Source organism: Virgisporangium aurantiacum (genome assembly GCF_016863635.1).
GTDB classification, from domain to species: domain Bacteria; phylum Actinomycetota; class Actinomycetes; order Mycobacteriales; family Micromonosporaceae; genus Virgisporangium; species Virgisporangium aurantiacum.
Genome location: NZ_BOPG01000131.1, coordinates 1 through 25,722 on the forward strand (window position 1 = coordinate 1; position 25,722 = coordinate 25,722).

Consider the following 25,722-nt stretch of genomic DNA (forward strand, 5'->3'; position numbering starts at 1 on the left):
CCTACATCCCTGTCGGTGACCGCGGTTTCCTCTATCTGGCAATTCTGTGGAATCCGAGCACGGACGGCGCCGGACCTTCAAGACTGCCGTGACCTGCGAGGATTTCCATCGAACATAGATTCTGTGGACTGCGACGAAGGAGCATTCCACAGAATGGCGACCGTCATCGACCTGCACTCACGGCGGCTGGTTGACTGCACGATCGCGGATCATATGCGCACCGAGCTGATCATCGACGCCATGAACGCCGCGCTGCGACCCGCGGCAGCCTGCATGGGCATTGTTCTATTCCGATCACAGCGCGCAATGTACGTCCAGAGCCTTCCTGCTGCATGTGCTGGGGCCGGGATCCGGCAATCGATGAGCGCGGTCGGCAGCTCCGCCGACAACGCCCTTGTGAGTCATTCAACGCCACCTTCAAACGCGAGACACTGCAGGACCGCCGCGCTTCAGTGACGATCGCCAAGCCCGGCTTGACACGTTCCGGTGGCTGCACCGCTGTAACACCATTCGACGCCACTCCCGGCTCGGACGCCAATCGCCGACCACCCAGGCGGAAAGAAACGGTGGACACTGATCATGATCGTCGTGCATAGCCGCGGGGGCGTGGTTGGTGGGAGAAGTTCGCCGATCAGATGGGGCCGCGTCCTGGCGCGTCGAATACAACAACCGACATGATCGACTAATCGAGATCAGGTGCTCTTTGGCGCCAATGGCGGGGCTACCCGCGCCTCTGATCAACTAGTTGACACCGGCGTCGTAGGCGAGGACAGTCAATCCCTAGCCCTGGTAAATGATTGGTCGGATGGCTGGGGCTTCAGTGCTGAGGTGCGCCCTGGACCCGTGTGCTCCTGGTGAGCTCCCGTCAAGGTGCGGAGCGGTTGATCTGGTTTGAGCGCCGTGATCCTGTATCGGTGTAAGCCAACAGGCGGACCTTAGATTGATGATTGTCCGCTGAAGGTCTGGCTGCGGCCGATGCGCGGACTCAACGCTCTCGCTTAGCTGCACGCATCGACGGCGGTCACGGATTTCCGCAGTGAGAGGCATCGCCACGCCGGCGCTTCGGGACAACGTTCACCGTACCGCGCCGCGCCCGCTGATTAGGGCACGCGCTCGGCCGCCCCACCGTTCCACGCAAGCGCAACACGACCACTCCGGGGAGGTTTCCACATTGCCGTTGCCACGCCTGCAGCCGCGCATAGCTGGACTTCCACTGGTACTCGCCGGACCGATCCTGCGTCGCGTCACGTCCACCGACGTGACGGTGTTTGTCGCGCTCAAGGCGGAACGCAAGGCGACACTGCGCGTGCGGGAGACCGACGCGGCGGGTCCGCAACGCGCAGTCGGGACGCGCGTGACGATCGCACTCGGGGTCAACCTGCATGTTGTCGCCGTCACGGCGACCGGCGTGTTGGTGCCCGGGAAGACCTACGTGTACGATCTCGCGTTCGCCCCCGACGATGGCGGCGCCGGGCCGGTCACGGCCACAACAGAGACGCTGCTCACCCCTGGCGTCGTACACGCGGATGCGACCGTCGCGCGAACTCGCCTGGTGTACGCAGAGCCGGGCGCACCGGACCTGCCATCCTTCGCGCTTCCGCCCTTGCAGCCGGCCGACCTGCGCGTCGTCCACGCTTCCTGCCGCAAGCCGCACGCCGGCGGGGACGACGCGCTTCGCGCCGCAGACGAGATGGTCCGGTCCACCGTCGCCACCCCGACGCGCCGTCCACACCTGCTGATGCTGACGGGCGACCAGATCTACGCCGACGACGTCGCCGACGTGTTGTGCGCCGTTGCAGCCGACGCCGCGTTCGCGCTGCTCGGCTGGGACGAGCAGCTGCCGACGAAGTCCGGCAACCGCGTGGCGAGCGTCTTCAAGCCGGGCCAGCGTGGTGACCTGGTCACCAAGGACGCGCAGCTCACGACCGGGGACGGCGCCAGCCACCTCTTGAGCTTCGGCGAGTTCTGCGCCATGTATCTGTTGGCGTGGGGGGAGGCGATCTGGCCGGACACGCTCCCGTTGGTGGAGGACTTCTCCGACGCCGGGCTCTTCGTCAACGGCGGACGGCTGGAGCAGCGCCGCGCCGTCACGACATTCTGGCGCGCGCTACCGGCGATCCGGCGCGCGTTTGCGAACATCCCGACGCTGATGGCGTTCGACGACCACGAGATCACGGACGACTGGAACCTGCGCGCAAGCTGGACGAAGAAGGTGCTCGACCCCACGACCGGCGCGCCGCTCGGACAGCGGATCGTGCAGAACGGGCTGGCGGCGTTCGCGATCTTCCAGGCGTGGGGCAATACCCCTGAACAGTTCGCCGCGAGCGGCGCCGCGGGCGCGTCCGGCCGCACGCTCTTGGAGGCCCTCGGCACATGGCAGGGCGACGACACCAATGCCGGCGAGGCGCTGTCGATTCGAACAGCGGTCGGGATGCCGACGGCTTTCGACGCCGAGGGAGTCGCGGCGGTAGCGCCCGGTGCGCTGCGCTGGCACTACTCAATGACGGCTCCGTCGTTCCAGCTGCTCGTGCTGGACACGCGCACGCAACGCGCGAGCCCACAGGGCGCCGACAACCCGGCCGCGCTTCTCGGCGCCCCTGGCGCTCTGCAGCAGCAGCTTCGCGACGTGCCGCTGCCCGACGCCGACATTCCCATGATCGTCGCAGCGGCCACGCCGATCTTCGGCAACCCGTTCATGGAGTGGCTCATTGGCGTTGGGGAGTGGCTCGGCTGGTACGAATTCTTCGACGCCGAGACTTGGTCGCTGCAGCCGGTGGCGCGCGAACTGCTGCTCTCCGCCCTCGTCACGAGGGGCGTACCTGGCCCGGACGGCGTCAAACGCCGCCGAATCGTCGTGCTCTGCGGCGACGTCCACTATGGCTTCTCCGTCAAGGCCAGCTACAGCGCCAACCGCACGCCCGCAGGGGAGGCCGATCGCGCGGTGGCGGCCATCGCCCAGCTCACCGCCAGCCCGGCCAAGAATGAGGACGGCAAAACGCACTTCCTGCATGGCCAGGGCTTTGCGCTGTTCAGCGAGACGTTACCGAAGGAGTCCGTCGTCGGCTTCGCGAACCTCTCCGGAGGGAGCGTCACGGCCGGCACGTCGCCGACCTCCGGCGCGCTCGTACTGACGGGGCGGCCCGCTTTCATCAAGCTGCCCTCGGATGCGCAGCCTGCGGCCAATGTGGATTGGCGTTACGACGTGGAATTCCTGCTCGCTGCGGATTCCGACGCCAATCGCGGCCCCGCTCCCGCTCCCGTCGCCGCCCCGCCGGCCGGCAACCGGGACGCGGCGCTCACGGCCTATTTGACAGCCGCGGGCCGGCACGCCGACGACTACGAGCGCAGGTTCGGCGGGGGCAAGGAGATCGTAGGACACAACTGCATCGGTGAAGTCACGTTCGAGTGGGGAGAGACCGACGAGGCCAAGGCAGTCGTACATCAGCTCTGGTGGGCTATCGAGGAACAGCCCACGACGTTCCCACTCAGCCGCTGGCGCGTCAGCCTGGCCAACGGCAGCACGGCCGGTGCCGGTATCAGGCTGCTGGTCGCTGACGCGGCCGGAAACACAACGCCGCTCAACAACGGCTGGGTGTACGTGCGCGAGGCCGCCGGAGCCGTGACCACGTTGCACACGCAGGCCGACGGGCGCCTGATGCGCCGCACAGGCAGCGCGCGCGACGCCCCGTGGGGCTACGACCAGCCATGGGTTGCGACCGCCGGCGCCGCCGTCGCGGTCGCCTTCACCCGCGGAGCGCGGCCCGCACCAGAGGCGGTCCTCGCCCGCCCGGCGCTCGCCACGGCCTTCGTGGCAATGACTGTCCCGGCGCTGGATGCGCAAGGCCGCGGCCAACTCAGCGTCCGCGGCATCCGGATCCACATCACACGTCCGGGCGAACTCGAACTGTGGCCGTTGCTGTGGCAGGCGCCGGACGCGCCGCTTCCTTGGCTGGCGGGCGTCGCGGGCATCGACCCGGACGGACGCACCTACGAGAAGGCAGGCATGCGTCAGCGCGACCGGGCGTACAACAACCCGGCGGAGATCGCGGGCGCGCTGCGAGTCGAGATCGTGGATGGGAACGCCGCGGCCGCTCCGCCGGCCGGCGCTGCCCAGCGCACGCGCGGCCTGCTGGTGGAGGCGGGCGTCGACGCCGAGGTCACGGCCGCGACCGTTGAGGTGCTCGACCGGAACGGTGCCGTCGTCGCCGCCCGCGATGCGTTCGCGCCGGGCGCCGCACGCCGGGACGCGACGCCGGTCACGCTGGCCGTTCCGGCATCCGGTCGGCGCACGTTGGAGGCCATGGTGATCCTCGATGACGGCGTAGCCGCCACGCTCGGGCACGTGCAGGTGCTGATGGTCTGCCAGACGCCCGACGGCCCTCGCATCGAGGCGTCATCGGCGCTACTGACCGGTGTGCAGGCGTCGTTGGTGGACGACCCCACCCCCGGAACCCGCGGCGCACCCGCGGGCGAGGGCGACGACCTGGTGGTCGTCGACTTCGGCGGCAACGAACGGCCCGATGGGACCTCGACCCCGGCCTCCCCTGCGCTGACGCCGGCGGCGCTGGCAGACGCCACCCGCGTGCGCCGCATGGTGCGTCGCCGCACGCGGGTGATCACGCAGCTCTTCGACCCCGCGTCACCGGCCGGCGACCCCGCCAACCCGCTCATTCCGAGTCCCGCGATGCCATTGTTGATGGCCGAGCTGCACCTGGCCGGCGCCGACCACGACGCGCTGAGGGATCTCATGCGCCGGCGATGGCACCGCCGTGACGTGGATCCGGCGACCGTGCGGCCCGCGGCGCTGCTCCAGCTTGACCTCGATCTCGACCTTGAGCTGCTGCTGACCTGGAACGGTGGGGACGCGGCAGCGGCGACGACCCCCAATTACCCCATGCCGGCGATACACCATGCGCACGTCACGCGGGTACCCGGAGCGGTGAGGGCGACACTGCGCTTCAACGAGATGGGCGAGTTGTGCGACGGCGACGGCGACTCGCTCACTCTGGTGGACGGAGACGCCGTGCCCAACGCGACCGCTGCCGCGACGCTGCCGCCGTGGGTGGACGCGGGCCGGCGCCGCCCCACGGTGCGGGTCGCCCAGCGGCGCCCATGGGGGCGCGCGGGTGCCGCGACGGTGTCCTGCACCGTCGTCGAGTGGTTGCCGCTGCAGCAGGCGATCCGTGGCGGCGACGGTCGACTGCTGGTAACGCGCTTGGCGATCGGACGCGAGGGGGCCACCGCCACGGACGTCCACGGCGGGATCGTCCCGGCCGCTGCTCCGGCGGCCGCTGCCCCGGCTCCGGTGGGCATGCCCCCGGCCCAGCTGCCACGCTTTCGGGTCGGAGGAACGGCGCCGTCACCGGCCGAACTTACGACGCTGGTCGCGGCCTTGGTTGCCCGCCGCTTGCCGGGCATGCGCGGGCGCGCCGAGATCGACGCGCTCAGCGACGAGTGCTGGCGTGTGACGTTCGTGGCAATCGTGGAGCACGAGAGCGGCGCGCACAGCCAGTACGATAATCGCCGGCCGCAGCGAAGATCCTACACCCGTGGGGTCAACCAGTTCTTCTTCACTCTCGAGCCCTCGATGCCCACGTTCGGCCCGCCGCACGGCTATGGGCTCGGCCAGATCGACAACTACGGGAACCCGCCGCGCGGGGCGAGCCCGGACGCGGTCTGGGACTTCGTCGCCAACGTCGAGACGATGCTCGACATCGTGTTCAACGAGAAGGCGCCAGCGGCCTTCGGCCTACTCGACGACCACATGCCGGCTCCCACCGACCAGCGCTGGCGGGCGGCCTACCAGCGTGAGGTGGTGCGCCGCTACAACGGCGGCAGCGAGATGGCGTTCTCCGCGGGCCAGTGGCGCATCAATCCGGTCGGCGGCATACCGGCCAACATCCAATACCCCAACCAGATCCTGGCGACGAATGTCAACTATGCCGCCGCCCGCCCGATCGCGTTCGCCGCCGCGGACTTCGGCCCCGGGACGGGCCCATGAGCGGCCGCGACGTCCTGCACGTCCTGCTCGACGAGGCAGAGCGCTTCGCCGAGCCGGCGCTCGAAGCCGCGCAGGGGCCGGCGAGCCTGCGAAAGGTGTTCGCGGACGCCGGCTGGGACCTCGACGCCATCGCCGGCCTCGACGTGGACGCCCTCGGCGTCGTGATCGACGAAATCGTCGACGTGCTGGATCGCCTGCTGCTGCTTGCCGGCGGCGGGCCGATGGACTTCGAGGCGATCGCCGGGTTGCTCGGCGACGTCGCCGACGCCGCCCAATCAATTGACGCGCTTGCCCCGACACTCGGGGCGCCGATGAGCTTGTCCGACGAGGACCTGGCAGCGCTCGGCGTCGACCTGCTCGACTTCTTCCTCATCTCATACATGCAGCGTCACCGCCCCCTGCTGCTACAACTGCTGGTGTTGGTCGGCCTCGCCGATCCGCCGCAGATCGCCGGAGCGCCGCGGCTCGACGGCCGCCCGGGACGCCTACCGACCCGGCGTCCGCGGCTGGCGCTCCAGCGCGCGGGCGCGCTCGTCGACAACCCGGCAGCGATGCTGAGCGAGCGCTGGCTGCCGGCGGACGGGAACGGGCAGCGTGGGCTCGAGACCCAGGCGTCGGCCGACCTGCTGGCCGACATACTGTTCCCGCAGATCGCGATCCTCGCGCGGGCCGCCGGCGCTTACGCGACGTTCGGGGTCAACCCACGCAGCGGCGTCGATCTCGGGGCAGTAGCCGGTGCGATCGCGCAGCGCGCCCTCACCATCCGCGCGCCTATTCCGCTGCCTGCGGGCGCCGGCGACACCGCGGCCCTGGGCGCCGCCGCGGTGGAGGCCGGGCTGACTGTGGGCGCGACCGTGGTGTTGACCGGCCGAGACCAGGCCGGCCTCGGCGTCGTCGTGTTGCCGCATGGCCAGATCGATGTCAGCACGGAGCTCGCCCGGTGGACACTCGGGCTCAAGGTCGGCTCGGCGGCCGCCCAGGGCAGCACTCCATTCGGCTTCGCGATCGACCGCAACGGCATCACAGTGCCCGCGGGAATTTCTCCAGCCATCGACATAGCGCTCGCCCTGAGCCGGCGCCGCGCGAACTCCGGACCAGCCGTGCAGATCGGTTCCGAGGGCACCCGCCTGGAGATCGGCAGCGTAGCGGCGGAGGTCGGTGCGCTCGTGAGCGCGACGAGCGTCGCACCCTTCATACAGGTCGAGCTGCTGGACGCCCGCATCGTCGTCACCCCCGGCGACGGCGACAGTTTCCTGAAGGCCGTCCTGCCGCCTGGCGGCCTGCAGGTGCCGTTCCAGCTCGGAATGCGCTGGTCGCAGGCCGAGGGATTGACCTTCACCGGCGGCGCATCGCTCGAGGTCGCGCTGCCCGTCGGCGTCGATCTCGGCTTCCTCAAGATCCCCGTCGTCAACCTCTCGCTCGGCGTGTCCGGGCAAGGCGTCGCGCTCGGCCTGGCGGCCACGGCTGAGGTCGCGATCGGCCCGGTCGCGGCCACGATAGAGCGCATGGGCGTCGCGGTCGGGCTCGCCCCGCCGCGAGTGGGCGCCCCAGGCGTCGCCGGACCCGTTGACGTCACGCTGCGCTTCCTGCCGCCCAAGGGCATCGGGATGAGCATCAACGCCGGGCCGGTCGCCGGTGGTGGTTACATCTTCCTGGACCCGGCGGCCGGCGAGTACGCGGGCGTGCTGCATCTGCAGATCGCGCCCGTCAGCGCGACGGCGGTCGGCGTGCTGCAGACGCGGCTGCCGGGCGGACGCGACGGCTTCTCGCTGGTCATGCTGATCTTCGCGTCGTTCCCACCCATCCAGCTCGGCTACGGCTTTACGCTCAACGGACTCGGCGGGCTGGTCGGGATCAACCGTGCGATGAATGTCGACGCGCTACGCGACGCGGTTCGCAGCGGCGCGGTCGGATCTCTGCTGTTCCCGGTCGACCCCGTACCCCGCGCTCGCCAGATCATCGCCGACGTCAACGCGATCTTCCCGCCGGCCGAGGGCCAATTCGTGTTCGGGCCGATGGTGAAGCTGGGCTGGGGCACACCCCCGATCATCATCGCGACGCTCGCGGTGGTGATCCAGATCCCGACGTTCGTGATCGCGATCATCGGCCGGCTGCAGCTGGCGCTGCCCGAGGAGGGCGAGGCCGCGGTCCTGCTCCTGCGCATCGACGTGGTCGGCGTGATCGACCCCGGGCGCGGTGAGGTATCCATCGATGGATCGTTGTCCGGCTCCCGCCTGGCAGCCTTCGCGATCGACGGCGATTTCGCGCTGCGCATGCGCTTCGGTCCCAACCCGATGTTCGCGCTGTCGGCCGGCGGTTTCCACCCTCGCTACCCGACACCGCCGGGCGTGCCGGAGCTGCGGCGGCTGTCGATATCGCTCGCCACCAGCGACAACCCGCGCCTGCGTCTCGAGGCCTATCAGGCGCTGACACCCGCGACGCTGCAGTTCGGGGCCCGCGTGCAGGTCTACGCGGCGGTCGACCTCGGGCTGGTCGGGTTTTTCGAGCTCGACGCCGAGCTCGGATTCGACGTCCTGCTGGTCTTTAACCCGTTCGGACTCGACGCGAACCTGCACGCGCACATCACGCTTCGACGCAACGGTTCCGCATTCCTCGGTGTGGAGCTCACCGCGTCGCTCAACGGGCCGTCCCCGTGGAAGTTCGACGGGCGGGTGAAGGTCAAGGTCGCGTTCGTGGAGGTGACGGTCCACGTCCACCACGAGATCGGCGAGCCGGCGGATCTGGTTGCGCCACCGCAGGTCAGCATCGCGGCCGAGGTGCGCGCGGCGCTCGGCGACGCACGCAGTTGGCGTTGCGTGCTGCCGGAGTTCGACGCGGGCGTGCGGATTCGCGAGGCCGCACCGGGCAGGCCCGAGTTGATCGCCCACCCGCTCGGCGAGATAGAGGTCCGCCAACGCCTGGCGCCAATGAACGTCGCGCTCGAGAAAGTCGGCGAGGCCACGGTGATCGGAGCCGCGACGGTCGTGCTGAACTCGCTGCGCCTCGGCCGGCAGGTGATCGCCGAAGCGCCCACGACGAGCGACATGTTCGCGCCTGGCCAGTTCTTCCACATGTCCGAGGACCAGAAGCTCACCGGCCCGGCGTTCGAGGCGATGGCCTCCGGCCGCCGAGCCGGCGTCGACACGGTGGTCCACACGGGCGCGATCGCGTTTGAGCTGACCTACGAGGATCGCGTCGTCGACGCGCCGGACGCCCCCGCACGGGTGGTGCGCAGTAGGTCGCTCGACGACGCGGTGCTGCGCCACGCGGTCGCCGGCGGCGTCGGCGCGCGCGCGCCAGCCGCGTTGGCGAGACGCTTCGCTGGGCCCTCGATGGGGGTCGCGGTTACCGACCCGTCCTGGTCGCTGGATCGGGATGGCACCGTGCTCGCCACGTACGAGACCGCAGCCGAGGCCCGCGTCGCCGGGCGCGGCAAGGACGCGGTCGTCAATGCGATCGCGAGGGTGGGTCGATGACCGTCACTCTGATCAGCTCGCTGCGCGACGGTCTCGGCTCCCAGCTGGCCGCGGGCTCCACGCCGGACTCGTCCGGCCGTGTGTCGCTCGAGGTCGCGGCGACCGTCACCGGGGAGGAGGCCACGCCCGTCGACGTTCTGGTGCTGGGCCCAGGCGACGTCACCGGCGTGGACCCGCGTCAGGTCGTCCGCATGGACCCTCCGAGCGGGGCGCAGGGCACCGAACCGACCTTCTTCTGCCTGCTCGAGTTCGACCGGCCGGACCTGCCGTGGCTGTTCACCCCGGGCGCTCCCGACGCGCAGGGCCGCCTACAGCCCTGGCTCGCGCTCGTGGTGATCGAGATCCGCGAGGGAATCTCATTCGGGCCCCGCGCTGGTGCGCCGCTCCCCGTCCTCACCGTCGACACTCTCGCCGAGCTGCCCAACCTGGCGGACGCGTGGGCATGGGCACACGCCCAGATCACCGGTCCGGCGGCGACCGCCCAGCAGGTGACTGCGGCGGTCCGCGGCGCACCGGCGGCGACGCTCAGCAGGCTACTGTGCCCGCGGCTGCTGCGCGGCGCCACGCGGTACCGCGCGTACGTGGTGCCCACGTTCGAACCTGGCCGGCTCGCCGGGCTCGGGCAGGAGCCTGACGGCGGCGGCGCGCCCGCGTGGGAGGCAACGACCACGCTGCCGCTCGAACTGCCCGTCTACCACTCATGGGAGTTCGTGACCGGCGATCCGGGGGACTTCGAGACGCTCGCGCGGCGGATCGTCGCCGTGCCGGCCCCAGACGGCATCGGCTCCGTCGCGCTCGACATCTCGGATCCAGGCGCCGCCGCGCTCAACCGTCCCGGGGCTGAACTGGCGTTCAACGGGCCGCTGCGCCAGCGCAGCCAGGTCACCGCAGCGTGGACGGACGCGCCGGGTCGACAGGCACTCGCCGGACTGATCAACGGCACGGGCGGCACCGTCGTCGGGCCGCCGCTGTATGGGGGACGGGCTGCGGCAACGACCGCGGTCCCGCCGGAGCCGAACCCGCGGCCGGCTTGGCTTCGCGACCTCAACCTCGATCCACGCCACCGCGCCGCCGCCGCACTCGGAGCCCGCATCGTGCAGACGCATCAGGAGGAACTCATGCGCGCGGCATGGGACCAGGCAGGTGCGATCGAAGCGGCCAATCGGCTGCTGCGCGCCGCCCGCCTCGCGCGCCGCGCCGGTAAGACCATCGTGGATGGTCGCCTGGCCAAGCTCAGCCCGTCGGTGCTCTTCCAGCTGGGCGGGCCGGCGCTGGACCGCGTGCGGATCGGGTTGGACGGACTGCTGGCGCGGGCGCGGCTGCACGGCACCAACCTTCCTCCAGGGCTCACGCAGCCCGCGTTCCGGCGCCTGACCCGCCCCGGCGGACGTCTCGGCCGCATGCTCGGAGGGCCTGCCAAGTTCGGCGGCGTCACGGGGGCGCTCGACGCCGGGCGCGCGCGACCCGACCGCGGCGCCTGGAGCCGCCCGGGCGGCCTGGTCACGATCGGCGGCCTGCTCGCGGCCGCGGAGGCGGCGCGTCGCAGCGCCGCCGGCGGTGGGATTACGACGGTCGTCCTCGACACGACACGCACGACATTGCCCGATCCGGGCGCGCAACTGCCGACCGTATCGGCCGAGCGCACCGGCGGCCGCAAGCCGGTGCTGCGAATCGAGCTTACGGACGGTGACCGGGTTCTGGGCGGCGGCTCCTTCGTGATCGAGGGCGTGCGGCTGGGGCGCAGCACTCCTCTACGCCGGATGGCAGACGTCGTCGCCCAGCCCGACCTGATCAGCGACCTGCCCGGCGCGATAGAGCTGCTGCTCGACGGCCGTGCCTATGACCTCACCGAAGAGGTGCGAGGCGGCGTGCTCAATGCGCTGGTCGAGCCCGCCGGGCCGCCTGCAAAGCCGGCGCCGGGTCCCGCCCTGGCTGCCTTGCGCGATGAGCTGCTTGCCAGCCTGGACTCCAAGCGCACCGTCCCCGTTGCGCTGCACGCCCGTGTCGAGCTGCCGGCTCCGTTGCAGGGCGAGGACCCGCTGGACGACGTGCTGGTCGCCCCCCGCTTTCCGGCACCGCTCGCAAACGAGCTCGCGGCCATCTCCACCGACCTGCTGCTCCCCGGCGCCGACCGCGTGCCCGACGACGGTGCCTTCGGACTGGTCACGAATGCCGCGTATGTGCAGGCGCTGCTGGTCGGCGCGAACGACGAGATGGCGCGCGAACTGCGCTGGCGAGGCTTCCCGACGGACGAGCGGGGCACGTGCTTCGAATTCTTCTGGGACGTGTCCGGCACGGCCGCCGCAGGCGCGCAACCGGCACCGGACATCCGTGCGATTCACGAGTTCGCGAGGGCGGGCCGGCTCGGCGACGAGGTCGGTGGCGGGCGGCGGGAAGTCGTTCTGGTACTGCGCGCGCAGTTGTTCCGCCGCTACCCGGGCACCCAGGTACTGGCTGTGCCGGGCGAGCCCGATGGCAAGGGCGGCCGCCGGCCGATCTATGACGCGCCCGTCCTGCCGCGCTTCCGTGGCCGGCTCGGCGAGGACATCATGTTCTTCGGCTTCCCGTTCGAGGACGGCGACGCGATCGGTGACCCCGGCTACTATGCCGTCTACCAGCAGCCGCCTGGCGCTCCCCGCTTCGGGCTGGACGAGCCGGATCCCGCGCTCACGCCGGGGATCATGCCTGCCGCCCGCTCGGCTCTGAGCTGGACTCACGTGCTCAAACCTCCGGCGACGCATGTCGACCTTGAGCCCGGTACGCACGCGTTCTCCGACGTGAGTGCGCGTTGGGGTGAGAGCGCGGCCGGTCAGGCCGTCATCACCATGCAGCAGCCCGTGCGTGTGGCGATCCACTTCTCCGACCTGCTGACAGGGGGTTGAGCCGTGACGTCTCCGATTCTGGACGAGCTGCGCGCTGCCGAGGCGCAGCGACTCACACGCGTCGCGGAGGCGCGCTTGGCGCTTGTGGTCGCCCTGACCAGGCGTCTCGAGGCGGAGCGGGACAACCGCCCGGCAGGCCGGCGCGCGCTGACGCGGGCTTTGGAGCTTGAGGCCAACCGCTCGATCGCGCTGCGTAACGTGCTCCAGGACGACAGTCGCGTCCGCGAGCTGATCACCGTACTGAGCCCTGACGAGGTTCTCAGCGGACTGGAGCAACGCGTGCCGATCGCGCTGCTACCCGTACGGCTGGAGACACGGTTCCGGACGGACGCAGGCGCCCCCGTCCTGCATGTGCGCGCATTTCCGGAGCCAATCCACGCCGACTCGCACGAGCCGGAGCTGACAGCCGAGGAACTCGCCGCCGGCGCGACCTTCTGGGCGGCGGCCGCGAACGGCACGGAGGCCGAACGGGCCGCCTGGGCGACGTTCGTGAGCTCCGGCGGGGAGCGGCGGGCGGCGTGGATCCGGACCGTGACGGCGCCCGGCCACGCGCCGCCGAGCCTCAAGCGTGCGTCATGGACACGAGCCCCGACGGCCGCCGGGCTGCCGGACCGCTTCGTCTTCGTGGCGCTGCGGGCGGGCAAACGGGTAGCCGAGGTCGTCGGCCAGCCAGTGCGCCGGCCGCTCGCGATCGGTCCGGACCCGGGCATCCGGACGGGCACCGGGCCTGCAGGCCTCGACGAGGGGACGCGCTGGCTGGTGGAGTTCGAGCAGGCCGAACGCAACGGGATGGGGGCACGGCTGACGCTGCCGGTCGGCACCACCAGGATCGACCGCCTGTTGGCGATCGGGGTCGCCGCGTCGCTGACGCCGGTTCAGGCGGCGGCGGAGCTAGATCGGCTGCTCGGCGTTCACCGGTTCAGCACCGGCCTCGGGCTCATCGGCGCCGGAACCGCGACCAACGTCTCCCGTACGCCGGCGGCGCCGCCCTCCGACGACATCCTCGCCCGCGAACGGGAGACCGTCCCCGCGGGCGCTGCAACGGACGCGGGACGCCTGGTCACCGCGCTCGGCGCAGGCGGGGTGCACCTGGCTCGGTCGGTCGGCGCCGGCGCGACCACCGAGGCGGACGCACGCGCAATGCTGGCGGTGTTGTGGCCGGCGACACTCGGCTACTACCTGAACGAGTTTCTGGCGGGATCGGTGACCGATGCGGAAGCCGAGGCGCTGCGTACCCACGCGGTTGCCTGGGTCCGCCCCCGCGGGCCGCTGCCGACGCTGCGCATCGGCGCGCAGCCGTACGGCGTGCTGCCCGTCACGTCGCTCGTGCGCTACAAGCCGCCGGTCGAAGCGCACGCGTCCGCCGGCCGCTTGGTGGAGCTGCTCGGCCGAATGGACGCCGTCTGGGCGACCGCTGTCCGTGCCGTGCCGCGTGCCGGCGTCGGGACCGACCCTCAGTCGGCGATGGCAGAGATCCTCGGCCAGGCACCAGTCGCCGTCGACTATCGCATCCGGCGGGTTCATTACCAGGGCACCATCCTGGAGCTCGCCACGCTCGCCGGACTGCGCGACGACGAGAGGGAGAGTCTGGCCCGGCTGCACCACGGCCTCGTCACCGCGGGTTCGGGCGCGGTGGGGAAGCTTGCCGCCGCCGACGGGCTGCGGCTGACGATCGCCTCGGACGGCACCCATTCACTCGCGCTACCGCGGGTCCAGGTGGGCGCGCTGTCGCCGACGGCGCCGCTGAGGGACAACTACCTGCAGTTCCTGCACACGGCGTCGGTCGAGGACATTGTCAAGGCCGAGCGGCGCTTCGGCTCGCCGCTGTTGTACCTGCTCGCGCGCCTGGGCGTGTTGGCCCAGTACGTCAAGGCCGTGCTGCCGTCCGTGGAGCGGCCGAGCTTGGACGAGTGGATCGACCGGCTCATGATCATCGACGGTCTGCCTGGCGTCGAGCCGCGGCCCCTGCCGCTGGACCTTCTGTTGACCGAGCGCAACGGCGGCCCGACCGGCCCACTGGTCATCGATGTGGTCCGTGGCCACGTGACCGAGCTGGCGGAGCGCGGGACGATGCTCGAGCTTGCCGGCTTCGGCATTCCACGCCTATCTGTCGGCGGCGGCCTGCCGGTGCTGGACGCCGGGACGGTCGTACGGGAGCCCGGCGGCGGGCTCGTCCGGATCGGCGATCGCCTGGGCGGAAGTCGCGGTGGTCCAGGCACTTCCGCGCTTCCACAGCCGGCCGGCATCCCCGGGTCGCCGCGGCGGCTCATCGCCACGTCGTCCTCCGCAGCCACCGCGGCAACCCCGCCAGCCACCAGCGCGGCCGCCGACACGCTAGCTGGCCTTGTCCACCTGGCGCCGCGGCCGACCGAGACGCTGGACCGCTTGCTGCGAGAGACGCTCGACCTGTGCGGCCACCGCCTCGACGCCTGGATCACATCGCTGGCCACCGAGAGGCTCGACGAGCTGCGTGCGACGGGTACCCCGGGCGTCCACCTCGGCGCCTACGGCTGGGTGGAGAACCTGTCGCCCGGTGCGCCGCTCACCACCGTCCCCGCCGAGCAGCATGCCGACATCACGCGGCCGCTTGTCCGCCGCGCCGACGCCGGCGGCTTCGTCCACGCTCCCTCGGTCGCCCACGCGGCGACCGCTGGCGTGCTCCGCAGTGCGCACCTCGCCCACGGCGGCGGTCCCCAGCTGGCCATCGACCTGTCCTCCCAACGAGCGCGCACCGCGCAGTGGCTGCTGCAGGGCGTGCGCACCGGTCAGCCGCTCGGGGCGCTGCTCGGCTACCGACTCGAACGCGCACTGCACGATGCCGGGCTGGACAGCCTGATCGGCAACCTGCGCGACATGGCGCCGCTGAGCCGGACGCGTCTGGCCGCTGACGGCGAGCCGAGCGAGGCCGTCGCTCCGCACGACGTCGTCGACGGGCTCCGCCTGCTCGAGCGCCTGGAAGCCAACGAGGTGACCGTCGCGGGGCTGGCCCCGGCCGCGCTCCGCGTCAAGCTCCAGCACGCGCTCGAAGCGCTCACCGACGCCGCCGACGCCGTCGCGGACCTGCTTCTGGCCGAGAGCGTCCACCACCTTGTGGGCGGCAACCCTGGGCGTGCCGCCGCGGCGTCGGCCGCCGCTGCGGGTGAGCATGTCCCCACCGAGATCGACGTCTTGCGCACGCCTCGCCCGGGCATCGCGACGATCCACCGGGTCGTCGTCGTCCACGACACCACACCCGTCGCGGAGTGGCCAGCGGGCGCAGGCCAGGTGCGGGCCCTGCTCGACCCCGTGCTCGAGGACATCGCGGCGCACTGGCTCGGGGCACCCAGCCGGATTGCCATCGGAGTGAGCTGGGAGGGCACCAAACCCGAGGCTGCGACGAAGGTGACGCTCGACAGGCTCGGCCTCTCGGCCCTCGACTTCCTCTTCACGGCCGCGCCGGTCTCCCCGGACGCCCTCGGCGAGGTCGAGCGGCGGATCACAGACCTGGCGGAGCGGGCCGAGGCCGACGGCGGCCTGCGCCCCGCGGACGTGCCGGCTGCCGCCGCGCCCGCGCTGGACCTCGGCGACGACCTGCCGGCGCTGTTGGAGGCGGCGAGCGGGCTGCGCCGGGCGGTCGGCCGCTCGCGTCCACTCGAGCCCGCGGATCTGCAGGGCGCCGGTGCCGGCGACTCGGCGGCGGTAGTCCTCGCCGACCTCGACGGCCGGATCGCGGGCGTACTCGCCGTCGCGCGCGGGGCCCGCAATGCGCTGGACACGGTGCTCGGCGACCCGCCGGACACTGTCGACCTCAACATGCTGCGGGCTTCGCTGCGGACGGCTGCCGCAGTCGGTCTGCCGGGCACCTGGCCGCGGAGTGCGGCCGGCGACACCCCGAAGCTCCGCGAGGAGGCGCTCGCCCAGGCGCACTCCGTCGCGAACGAACTACGCAGCCGGCTCGCGCGGGCGGACCAGGCCATCGACGCGATCGCGGCGCCCACCGGCCGGCTCGGTACTGCGGCCGACGCGAGGGTCCGACGCGCCGCCATCGCGGAGGTCGTCGGGGAGGAACTGCCCCTGCTGGCCACCATCGCCGGCGACCCCGCGACTGCCGCACTGACGGCCTGGTCACGCCCACCGGACCTCGGTCCGGCCGCGGCCTCGCGCGCTGGCCGCGGCTCGCTCGTGCGCGACTACCTCGCGACCGCGGCGCTGGTGCACCCGGAGGTTGCCGCGCTGGAGAAAACGCTTGCGCTCGGAGCAGCGGTCGACGCTCCCGAGCCGGTGCTGATGGTCGGCCAGCACGGCATGGCCTCCGCGAAGGAGGCATGGATTGGGCTCCCCCGCGCCCCCGGTGCACCCGGCGGGGGCCGCACCTCCCTGGTCGCGCTCGCACCGGCTGGCGACCTGTCCGCCGCCACCCAGCTCACCGGGCTGCTCGTCGACGAATGGACGGAGGTCGTGCCCAGCCGGACAGCCGTGACGGGTCTCGCGGTGCACGCCAACCGCCCGAACGCTGAGGCGCCGCAAGCGATCCTGCTCGCGGTCCCGCCAGATCCAGCGCAGGCATGGGACCTGGACACGCTGACCGTGGTCCTGGAAGAGACGCTCGACCGCGCGGCACGCCGAGTTGTCGACCTACCGGCCCTGACCACTCTCGGCCACCACCTGCCCGCTCTGTTCGTGAACTCCACCGACATCCGCCGCCTGAACACGATCCCCTTCGACGACTTCGTACAGCCGGTGCGGCCATGACGGAGGTCACCTTCACCTCGTGGGCCCGCCTGGAGCCGCAGATGAGCGACCCGACGCTTACGCCCGGCATCAGCGCCGAGATCGCCGACCCTCTCTGGCTGCTCGGCCGCCAGTGGCAGCTTGGCGAGTTCACGGGGGAGGACGCCGGAACTCCGGCGTGGGTCGAGGTCCACGGCGAGACCGGGCCGGTACGACGGGTCCGGCTCGGTGACGCCAGCGCGGCGTGGCAGGCCTACCAGCCAGACGCCGTGCCGCTGGAGGCGCTCGTGGAGGCGGAGCCGCCACCCGGTTACGGCTCCGGCGCTGACCTCGCCGCGCGGGCGGGGCTACGACTCGTGCGTGAGCTGGCCGATCGAGGCGTCGCAGCGGCGACGGTCGCGGCACTGCCGGCGGCGTATCCGCTGACCATGCCCTCGGCGGGCGTGGCACTCGCCGAGGCCCGATTCCTAGCGGTCGCCAGCCGCCGTGCCCCGGACGGCCTCGCGCTCGGCCGTGCGTTGCGGGACAGCATGGGCGCGGGTCCAATCCGCGGCGAGACGCTCCCGCCCACACTTGCGCACCTCAACGCCACGAGTGCCTTCGTCCAGAGCGCGCACGCATGGCTGGACTGGCTCGAAACGATCGCCGACCTGCGCCGTAGCGGCGGCGGCGGGACGCCACCGGGCTGGCGGGCGGACCGGTTCGACCAGACGTTCGCCATCGCGGCGCCGCAGGCGTCCGGTACGACCATGGTTCTGAGGGCGCCCGAGTACCGCGGTGGAACGCTGGACTGGTGGGCATTCGACGCCTCGACTGAGGCCGGCCCGGCAACCGCGGGCGGGAACGCGGTGCCGCTGCGGCTCGACGTGCTCGCATCACCGCTCGGCTTCCCAGGAGCGCCCGTCGCCCGGTACTGGGAGATCGAGGACGCGGCCGTCGACGTGTCCGCCGCGACGGTAGCGCCACACGAGACGGCGAATTTGCTGCTGCTGGAGTACGTATTCGCCTATGGCGGCGACGCGCTGCTCGTCCCCATCGAGGCGCCGGTCGGCACTCGCCTCGCCGTGCGCGCTGCGGTGCTCGTCGACGTCTTCGGTGACCGCGTGCTCGCCGAGCGCTCGAGCATCACCGACGCGGCGGCCGGGCGCTCCCGCTTCGCTTTGTTCGGCTGCACGGGCGACGAGGACGCGGTTCTGCTCGCCCCAGCCATCGGGCACGGGATGGAGAGCGAGCCGATCGAGGATGTCGTTCTCTTGCGCGACGAGATGGCCAACCTGGGGTGGGCTGTCGAGGCTGTGGCGCCTGACGCCGCTGGCGCCCCCGCCGACTGGCGGATGCTGCTGCCAGCACCCGATCCGTCCCAGCCGCCAGCGTTGCCGCCTGCGATCGCGGACGACCGGCCGGCGCTGCGGTGGCGTTTGATGCGAAGGCCACCCGGGCACTGGCATCCCCTCGTCCCGCAGGCCACGGGGGACCGCCTGAGCACATACGCGGTGGGCTCCGTGGCGCTCGGTACCGGCGGCATGACCCCGCCGCCACGCAGCGTTGCGGTGCGCGAAATCGCGGCCTCTGGCCTGCGGGAGGAGGAACTCGCGCGCGAGGGTCGCCGTCTTGTACGCGCCGTGCAGGTCGCCCGCTGGGTAGACGGCGGCATCCACGTCTGGACCGCACGCTCGACCCTACCGGGGCGCGGGGAGGGCCACAGCGGCGTGCGCTTCGACGACGTCCTGCCGGAACAGCCGCTCGCTGCCGGCGATTGAGGGCCAAGCCACGCGGGTGCGTCGACATTCCGGCTCGCGGGCAGCCAACCACCTGTACCGCTCAGAAACCAGATTCGGCTACGCCCGGGTTCCGCAGTTCGTAGTCACGCAGGTCGGAATTGTGGGGTTGACCTGAACAAACGGCACGGTTCAAGACTAGTAGTGAATGCCATCGAAGACCGGCCGTGAGCACGGCGCCAAGCCTTCGCGGTGAGGCGGGGTCGAGTACATGGTCGGCCGTCATCTCCTGAGTCGGGGGAGTCGGACCGCGATGAACCCGCAAGGATCGGTGTCCGACTCCCGGTTCATCGGCGCCCACGCGAGCGCTGCGGTGGGCTGTCAAGGGGAGATCCTTCAAGCAGCACATGCGTGCAGGCGGCAATTCCTGTCGTCACGCCCGTCGCGACGAGGTCGCGTCGGCGGCGAGCGGAGGAACCGAAGGCTTCGCTACCACCACATCGGCCCTGAGATTCGGTGCGTCCACAGGTCGATCGACGTCGCGGCCAATCGGGCACCTCAGATTTCCACTCTGATTACGTTCATCCCAGTCGGTCCGCGCGCCGTCACACTGGCCCGCCACCGGGACTGCCGCACCGTTCTGTACTGATATGACCGTTACTCGCGCTGGCGACGATGCGCGTTGCGGGGCCGCTTCACCAGCTCGACAGGCGAGAGAAACGGGTAGGACTCTCTCGGCTCCTAGCAAGATCCCTAGCAAACGATCGTCCTAATCGGACAGACCTAGAGATCAAATCGGTCCTGAGCAGCATAAACGCGGAGCGGGCGACGAGAATCGAACTCGCGTAATCAGTTTGGAAGACTGAGGCTCTACCATTGAGCTACGCCCGCGTGTCGTGCGATCCACAGCTTACCCAATGCCCGCCCCGGCTTGCCGTCGGCGTCTTGGCCGCGCTCACGTGCGTCCAAAATGATCTTGAGACGTGGACCCAAAGCCCGCCACACGGCAACCGCACCGTACCGCATACACTGCACATCGCCGCGGGGTGTGGCGCAGCTTGGTAGCGCACTCGCTTTGGGAGCGAGGGGCCGTGGGTTCAAATCCCGCCACCCCGACTCGATCAACGAACAGCCGAGGAGAAGGACCTGTGAAGAGCACCGTCGAGACCTTGAGCGCCACGCGCGTGCGGCTCGCCATCGAGGTGCCGTTCGACGAGCTCAAGCCGAGCTTGCAGAAGGCCTACCGCGAGATCTCCACGCAGGTCACGATCCCCGGTTTCCGGCGGGGGAAGGTGCCACCTCAGGTTATCGACCAGCGGGTCGGCCGGGTCAACATCCTCAACGAGGCTGTTCAGGACGCCATCCCGGGGCAGATCGTGGCCGCGGTCCGCGAGCACGACGTCAAGACGCTCGGCCGCCCCGAGGTCGAGATCACCGAGTTCTCCGACGGTGAGCCGCTGAAGTTCACCGCCGAGGTCGACGTCCGTCCGGAGATCGCGCTTCCGGCGCCGGAAGAGATCACGGTGACGGTCGAGCCGGTCGAGGTCACCGACGAGGCGATCGACGAGCAGGTCGGCAGTCTGCGGGAGCGGTTCGCCACCCTGAAGACGGTCGAGCGGGCCGCCGCCGACGGCGACTACGTGCAGATCGACCTGGCGGCCACCGTCGACGGCGTGGAGGTCGAGGGCGGCAGCGCCACCAACGTCTCGCACGAGGTGGGTAGCGGCAAGCTGCTGGCGGGGCTCGACGAGGTGCTGGTCGGCATGTCCGCGTCCGACTCCACCACGTTCGATACGAAGCTGGTCGGTGGCGACCACGCCGGCTCCGACGCCACCGTGGCGGTCACCGTGCGGTCGGTCAAGGAGAAGCAGCTGCCCGAGCTCGACGACGAGTTCGCCCAGCTCGCGAGCGAGTTCGACACCCTCGACGAGCTCCGCGAGGACGTGAAGGGCCGCCTGCTCCGGGCCAGCCGCATGGAGAAGCTGTACTCGGCGCGTGACGAGGCGCTCAAGGCGCTCATCGCGGCCACCGCGGTGCCCGTCCCCGAGTCTGTTGTTTCAGACGAGGTGGAGAGCCGCAAGGACGCGATGAAGGAGCAGCTCCAGGGCGCCGGCGCCAGCTGGGAGGAGTACCTCGAGGCCCAGAGCAAGACCGAGGAGGAGGTCGACTCCGAGCTCACCGAGTCGGCCACCGAGGCGGTGCAGGTGCAGCTGCTGCTCGACACCTACGCCGACCGCGAGGAGATCCAGGTCAGCGACGACGAGTTCGGCCACGAGGTCGTCCACCGCGCCCAGCGGGCCGGTGTCGCGCCGCAGCAGTACTACGACCAGCTGGTCCGGTCCGGTGCCGCCGGCATGATCTTCGGTGACGTCCGGCGGGGCAAGGCGCTCGCCGAGATCCTGGAGAAGGTCGTGATCGAGGACACGAACGGCGAGCGATTGAGCCTGGCCGACCTGCGCGGTGACGACGATCACGAGGGTCACGACCACGGCGACCACGAGGGTCACGACCACGACTGAGCGCGGCCGAACCTAAGCCGACAGCGAAATGAACCCACAGTGCCGGTTGACCGCCGTTCGAGCGGTTAGTGTCGGCTGTATTAACGACTTCTGTGAAGGGCTGCCATGACCGACCTGCATATTCCGGCAACGCCGGTCGCTCGCGGTGGGGACCTCGGGCTCAACCTCGACGACTCGGTCTACAACCGGCTGCTCAAAGACCGCATCATCATCCTCGGCAGCGAGGTGAACGACCAGGTTGCCAACCGGATCTGCGCGCAGCTACTGCTGCTGGCCGCCGAGGACCCGGAGCGCGACATCGTGCTCTACATCAACTCGCCCGGCGGTTCGGTCTACTCCGGCATGGCCATCTACGACACGATGCAGTTCGTCGACAACGACGTGTCCACCGTGGCCATGGGCATGGCCGCGTCGATGGGCCAGCTCCTGCTGTGCGCCGGCACCAAGGGCAAGCGCTACGCCCTGCCGCACGCGCGGATCATGATGCACCAGCCGTCCGGTGGTATCGGTGGCACCGCTGCCGACATCGCCATCCAGGCCGAGCAGATGCTCTACACCAAGCGCATGTTCCAGGAGCGGGTGGCGTTCCACACGGGCCAGCCGGCCGAGCAGATCGAAGCCGACTCCGACCGTGACCGCTGGTTCACCGCCCAGGAGGGCGTTGACTACGGCTTCATCGACAAGGTGGTCACCGGGGCCCGTCAGGTCCCCGAGGGCGCCGGCACGCGTAACTGAGGAGCCTCCCGATGACCATCTACAACCGGTACACGCTTCCGTCCTTCGTCGAGCGCACGTCGTACGGGATCAAGGAGTCCAACCCGTACAACAAGATGTTCGAGGAGCGCATCATCTTCCTCGGCGTCCAGATCGACGACGTGTCGGCCAACGACGTGATGGCCCAGCTGCTCACGCTGGAATCGGGTGACCCCGACCGCGATATCACGATGTACATCAACTCGCCCGGTGGCTCGTTCACCGCGATGACCGCCATCTACGACACGATGCAGTTCGTGCGGCCCGACATCGCCACCGTGTGCCTGGGCCAGGCGGCCAGCGCGGCCGCGGTGCTGCTCGCCGCCGGCACGCCCGGCAAGCGGATGGCGCTGCCGCACTCGCGGGTGATCATCCACCAGCCGGCCACCGAGGGCGGCTACGGCCAGGGGTCCGACATCGAGATCCAGGCCCGCGAGATGATGCGCATGCGCAACATGCTCGAGGAGTTGATCTCCAACCACAGCACGCAGCCGCTGGAGAAGGTCAAGAAGGACATCGACCGCGACAAGATCCTTACGGCGAGCGAGGCCAAGGAGTACGGCCTCGTCGACCAGGTGCTCGCGAGCCGCAAGAAGACGCTGGCGTCCACCTCGTCGTCCGCGGCGAACTGACAACCTGAACCCTTGGATCTTGGACGCCGATTCCGTATCGGCGTCCAAGATCCGTTTTGTCCCCCCGGTTGAAGTTGCATAAATCGGGACATTCGGTTCGGCGTCTCAGAATGTCGGGGGATCGGTCGACAGAACCGGTGCAAGGAAACGAAGACACCACCCGGAGAGGGGTCGGAGATCCGACCTCGACCAGGTAACGTCGAGTCAGCGGCTGTTGGGTTGCCGCGAGTCGCTTTACCGCTCACGATGGCGGAATCAGAGGTCTGATCGGTGATGATCCGGCCGGGAGTGCATGGGAGACCGTTGGTGGCACGGATCGGTGACGGCGGCGACCTGCTCAAGTGCTCCTTCTGCGGCAAATCGCAGAAGCAGGTCAAGAAGCTCATCGCCGGTCCCGGCGTGTACATCTGCGACGAGTGCATCGACCTGTGCAACGAGATCATCGAGGAAGAGCTCGCCGAGTCGGGCGACGTGAAGTTCGACGAGCTGCCCAAGCCCAAGGAGATCCGGGCCTTCCTCGACCAGTACGTGGTGGGCCAGGACGACGCCAAGAAGGCGCTCGCGGTGGCCGTCTACAACCACTACAAGCGCATCCAGGCCGAGTCCGCCGGCGGTCCCAGCGACACCGTGGAGCTGGCGAAGTCCAACATCCTGCTCATGGGCCCCACCGGCTGCGGCAAGACGCACCTGGCTCAGACGCTGGCGCGCATGCTCAACGTGCCGTTCGCGATCGCCGACGCCACCGCGCTCACCGAGGCGGGCTACGTCGGTGAAGACGTCGAGAACATCCTGCTCAAGCTGATCCAGGCGGCCGACTACGACATCCGCCGCGCCGAGACGGGCATCGTCTACATCGACGAGGTCGACAAGATCGCCCGGAAGTCCGAGAACCCGTCGATCACGCGCGACGTGTCCGGTGAGGGCGTCCAGCAGGCGCTGCTGAAGATCATCGAGGGTACGGTCGCCAACGTCCCGCCGCAGGGCGGACGGAAGCACCCGCACCAGGAGTTCATCCAGATCGACACCACGAACGTGCTCTTCATCTGCGGTGGCGCGTTCGCCGGTCTCGACAAGGTGATACAGGCCCGGGTCGGTAAGAACGGGTTGGGCTTCGGGGCCGACGTCCGCTCGATCAACGAGAAGAGCAACGAGAACGTCTTCGGCGACGTCATGCCGGAAGACCTGCTCAAGTTCGGCCTGATCCCCGAGTTCATCGGCCGGCTGCCGGTGCTCACCAGCGTCCGCAACCTCGACGAGCCAGCCCTGGTACGCATCCTCACCGAGCCCCGCAACGCGTTCGTCCGCCAGTACCAGCGGCTGTTCGAGCTCGACGGCGTGGAACTCGAGTTCGAGGAAGACGCGCTGAAGGCCGTGGCGGAGCAGGCGATCCGGCGCGGAACCGGTGCCCGCGGCCTGCGCGCGATCATGGAAGAAGTGCTGCTCTCGGTGATGTACGACGTCCCGAGCAACCCCGACGCCGCACGGGTGCTGATCACCCGCGACGTCGTGCACGAGAAGGTCTACCCGACGATCGTCCCCCGAGACTTCCCCAGCCACCGGGTCGGCCGGCGCCGTGCCGACCGTGGCGAGGAGAAGTCGGCGTAAAGCTATGCGCGTCGCCGTCTGCCAGCTGAATGCGCGCGACGACCGTGCCGCGAACCTGCGGGCCGCCCGCGATCTGCTGAAGCGGGCGGCCGACGGCGGTGCCGACCTGGCCCTGCTGCCCGAGTACACCGACTATCTCGGTCCCGCGGCCGGCACCCCGAAACCAGAGGGCATCGACGGCGAGTACGCCACGTTCTTCGCCTCGGCAGCGCGCGAGCTCGGCATCAACGTGCTGGCCGGCTCGTTCCACGAGACCGGGCCCGATGACGAGCACACCTACAACACGATGCCGGTGTTCGACCGGTCGGGCACGCTGGTCGGTGCGTACCGGAAGATCCATCTTTATGACGTCGAGATCCCGGGCCGGGTCTCCTATCGGGAGTCCGCGTCGGTGGCTCCGGGCGGTGACGCCGTGGTGGTGCCCGTCGACGGTGTGCCGGTCGGCTTGTCGATCTGCTACGACCTGAGGTTCCCCGAGTTGTACCGCCGGCTCGCGATCGCCGGCGCGCACGTGCTCGTGGTGCCGGCGGCGTTCATGCTGCACACCGGGCGCGACCACTGGGAGGTCCTGCTCCGGGCCCGCGCGATCGAGAACCAGTGCTACGTGCTGGCCGCGGGCCAGATCGGTGACCATGATCCGGGCCGTACCTGCTTCGGCCGCAGCATGGTGATCGATCCCTGGGGCACCGTCGTGGCCCAGATGCCCGACGAGGTGGGCGTGATCACCGCCGAGCTCGACCTCGGCCGGCTGGAGCGGATCCGGTTGGAGCTCCCGAGCCTGGCGAACCGCCGGCTAGCTGGATAGCACGCCGATCACCACGAGCCCCACCAGTGCCACGCCCGTCACGATGATGGCGGTGTTCATCCGGGAGCGTCCCCGCCTCGCCAACCGCACCGACGCCCCGACCACGAACACGATGATCACCACGCCGAGCACGAGCTGCCAGAACGGCAGCAGAAGGCCGAGCAGCGCGTCGGCCGCGATGGTGTCGCGCACAGGGTCATTCAACTGCAATCGCGTCGGGTGCCGCCACCGTTCCTGACGTTCTTCACCGGGCCTCCGGGGCCCGATTTGACGTTGGGGCGGACGGCCGCGTAAGTTCTGTCCTGTCGCAAGGGACCGGACAAACAGGGCGAAAGCCCCGGGAAGCCGAATCGGGCGGCAACGTGGGCGGTGCAGGCGAGGCGGAAACATCGACTTGCAAGTGCGAAACCGACCGGGTAGAGTAGACAAGCCGGCAGGAGCCGGGCGGGCCCGAATGTGAGGCCGGCCGGTCTGCCAATTCGCTAGACATCTACTCCAACTAAGTTGGACGTAGGTCGTTGCGCTTAGACGGCGAGATGGTCTTCGAATAGAAGATTTGACACGCCTTGTCGAATGTGTACGATAGTCCGGCGGAAGTTAATGAGAAAGTCCAGCAAGAGT

12 protein-coding genes and 2 tRNA genes are annotated in these 25,722 nt (G+C 70.1%); 12 read left to right on the plus strand and 2 right to left on the minus strand.

The genetic code is table 11. The annotated features are described in order from the left end of the window. Nucleotides 1-153: 153 nt before the first annotated feature. The 6 genes from Vau01_RS61510 to Vau01_RS61535 all read left to right on the plus strand — a co-directional run bounded on the left by Vau01_RS61510 (nucleotide 154) and on the right by Vau01_RS61535 (nucleotide 18,829). The gene (locus Vau01_RS61510; RefSeq protein ID WP_204014388.1) at nucleotides 154-456 is read left to right on the plus strand and encodes a DDE-type integrase/transposase/recombinase; all 303 of its coding nucleotides are present in this window, start codon (nucleotides 154-156) and stop codon (nucleotides 454-456) included. A gap of 802 nt (nucleotides 457-1,258) precedes the next feature. Next, nucleotides 1,259-6,001, plus strand: a complete 4,743-nt coding sequence (locus Vau01_RS61515) for a metallophosphoesterase family protein (protein ID WP_204014390.1) — start codon at nucleotides 1,259-1,261, stop codon at nucleotides 5,999-6,001. Then, the gene (locus Vau01_RS61520) at nucleotides 5,998-9,477 is read left to right on the plus strand and encodes a DUF6603 domain-containing protein (protein WP_204014392.1); all 3,480 of its coding nucleotides are present in this window, start codon (nucleotides 5,998-6,000) and stop codon (nucleotides 9,475-9,477) included. The genes Vau01_RS61515 and Vau01_RS61520 overlap by 4 nt, the downstream gene beginning before the upstream one ends. After that, on the plus strand, nucleotides 9,474-12,359 hold the full coding sequence (locus tag Vau01_RS61525; protein ID WP_204014394.1) for a hypothetical protein: 2,886 nt from the start codon (nucleotides 9,474-9,476) through the stop codon (nucleotides 12,357-12,359). The genes Vau01_RS61520 and Vau01_RS61525 overlap by 4 nt, the downstream gene beginning before the upstream one ends. A 3-nt stretch (nucleotides 12,360-12,362) precedes the next feature. Next, a complete protein-coding gene (locus Vau01_RS61530) occupies nucleotides 12,363-17,090 on the plus strand; it encodes a hypothetical protein (RefSeq protein ID WP_204014396.1) in 4,728 nt (1,575 codons plus the stop codon). Then, nucleotides 17,087-18,829, plus strand: a complete 1,743-nt coding sequence (locus Vau01_RS61535; protein WP_204014398.1) for a hypothetical protein — start codon at nucleotides 17,087-17,089, stop codon at nucleotides 18,827-18,829. Before Vau01_RS61530 ends, Vau01_RS61535 begins: the two co-directional genes overlap by 4 nt. Nucleotides 18,830-19,607: 778 nt before the next feature. Here the strand turns inward: Vau01_RS61535 and Vau01_RS61540 are convergent. Further along, nucleotides 19,608-19,678: transfer RNA gene (locus tag Vau01_RS61540), tRNA-Gly, on the minus strand. Between the two features lie 151 nt (nucleotides 19,679-19,829). On the opposite strand from Vau01_RS61540, the gene Vau01_RS61545 reads away from it, so the two are divergent. The 6 genes from Vau01_RS61545 to Vau01_RS61570 all read left to right on the plus strand — a co-directional run bounded on the left by Vau01_RS61545 (nucleotide 19,830) and on the right by Vau01_RS61570 (nucleotide 25,101). Next, nucleotides 19,830-19,903, plus strand: a tRNA-Pro gene (locus Vau01_RS61545). Nucleotides 19,904-19,935: 32 nt separating this feature from the next. After that, nucleotides 19,936-21,306 carry a trigger factor gene (gene tig, locus Vau01_RS61550; protein WP_204014400.1) on the plus strand — a complete coding sequence of 457 codons (1,371 nt, stop codon included), beginning with the start codon at nucleotides 19,936-19,938 and terminating at the stop codon, nucleotides 21,304-21,306. A gap of 105 nt (nucleotides 21,307-21,411) precedes the next feature. Then, nucleotides 21,412-22,041, plus strand: coding sequence for an ATP-dependent Clp protease proteolytic subunit (locus tag Vau01_RS61555; protein ID WP_204014402.1), 630 nt, complete (start codon nucleotides 21,412-21,414; stop codon nucleotides 22,039-22,041). An 11-nt stretch (nucleotides 22,042-22,052) separates the two neighbouring features. Then, complete coding sequence (locus tag Vau01_RS61560) at nucleotides 22,053-22,691, plus strand: ATP-dependent Clp protease proteolytic subunit (RefSeq protein WP_204014405.1); 639 nt, start codon at nucleotides 22,053-22,055, stop codon at nucleotides 22,689-22,691. Between the two features lie 306 nt (nucleotides 22,692-22,997). Then, the gene (clpX, locus tag Vau01_RS61565) at nucleotides 22,998-24,296 is read left to right on the plus strand and encodes an ATP-dependent Clp protease ATP-binding subunit ClpX (RefSeq protein ID WP_204014408.1); all 1,299 of its coding nucleotides are present in this window, start codon (nucleotides 22,998-23,000) and stop codon (nucleotides 24,294-24,296) included. Nucleotides 24,297-24,300: 4 nt separating this feature from the next. Beyond that, nucleotides 24,301-25,101: a carbon-nitrogen hydrolase family protein gene (locus tag Vau01_RS61570; RefSeq protein WP_204014411.1), complete on the plus strand. Its 801-nt coding sequence runs from the start codon at nucleotides 24,301-24,303 to the stop codon at nucleotides 25,099-25,101. Here Vau01_RS61570 and Vau01_RS61575 read toward each other — a convergent pair. Next, complete coding sequence (locus tag Vau01_RS61575; protein ID WP_308440551.1) at nucleotides 25,090-25,293, minus strand: hypothetical protein; 204 nt, start codon at nucleotides 25,291-25,293, stop codon at nucleotides 25,090-25,092. The two genes, Vau01_RS61570 and Vau01_RS61575, sit on opposite strands and share 12 nt — an antisense overlap. Nucleotides 25,294-25,722 lie beyond the last annotated feature (429 nt).

Bases quoted from the DNA above. Each gene is read 5' to 3' on its own strand.
- Vau01_RS61510 (WP_204014388.1), top strand. From the start codon at position 154: ATGGCGACCGTCATCGACCTGCACTCACGGCGGCTGGTTGACTGCACG.
- Vau01_RS61520 (WP_204014392.1), top strand. From the start codon at position 5,998: ATGAGCGGCCGCGACGTCCTGCACGTCCTGCTCGACGAGGCAGAGCGC.
- Vau01_RS61525 (WP_204014394.1), top strand. From the start codon at position 9,474: ATGACCGTCACTCTGATCAGCTCGCTGCGCGACGGTCTCGGCTCCCAG.
- Vau01_RS61535 (WP_204014398.1), top strand. From the start codon at position 17,087: ATGACGGAGGTCACCTTCACCTCGTGGGCCCGCCTGGAGCCGCAGATG.
- Vau01_RS61555 (WP_204014402.1), top strand. From the start codon at position 21,412: ATGACCGACCTGCATATTCCGGCAACGCCGGTCGCTCGCGGTGGGGAC.
- Vau01_RS61560 (WP_204014405.1), top strand. From the start codon at position 22,053: ATGACCATCTACAACCGGTACACGCTTCCGTCCTTCGTCGAGCGCACG.
- Vau01_RS61570 (WP_204014411.1), top strand. From the start codon at position 24,301: ATGCGCGTCGCCGTCTGCCAGCTGAATGCGCGCGACGACCGTGCCGCG.